Annotated in this window: 1 protein-coding gene; it reads left to right on the top strand. The window is 54.7% G+C overall.

Annotated features, from left to right (window positions below; genetic code table 11):
• The coding region (locus J7438_RS26935; protein ID WP_209279089.1) for a hypothetical protein at positions 1-607 on the top strand (607 nt) is incomplete at both ends.

Below are 607 nucleotides of genomic sequence, written 5' to 3' on the forward strand. Positions count from 1 at the left end.
CGGGCACTGGTCACCAATATTTCCTCCATGTGTTCCTCTAAAGGCTTACCGAAAGATCAGGACGTGAAGGCCTTCCTGACCCTGCCCTGCTTGAAAGAGGGCTGGCAGGAGGGCAAAGACGAGGACGCTAAGGGTAAACCGCTCGACCGGGCACTGGTCACCAATATTTCCTCCATGTGTTCCTCTAAAGGCTTAGTGAAAGGTAAGGACTTGAAGGCCTTCCTGACGCTGCCCTGCTTGAAAGAGGGCTGGCAGGAGGGCAAAGACGAGGACGCTAAGAGTAAACCGCTCGACCGGGCACTGGTCACCAATATTTCCTCCATGTGTTCCTCTAAAGGCTTACCGAAAGATAAGGACGTAAAGGCCTTCCTGACCTTGCCCTGCTTGAAAGAGGGCTGGCAGGAGGGCAAAGACGAGGACGCTAAGGGCAAACCGCTCGACCGGGCACTGGTCACCAATATTTCCTCCATGTGTTCCACTAAAGGCTTACCGAAAGATAAGGACGTAAAGGCCTTCCTGACCCTGCCCTGCTTGAAAGAGGGCTGGCAGGAGGGCAAAGACGAGGACGTTAAGGGCAAACCGCTCGACCGGGCACTGGTCACCAATA

This window comes from Thalassotalea sp. G20_0 (genome assembly GCF_017744175.1).
Taxonomy (GTDB): Bacteria; Pseudomonadota; Gammaproteobacteria; order Pseudomonadales; family Endozoicomonadaceae; genus Endozoicomonas.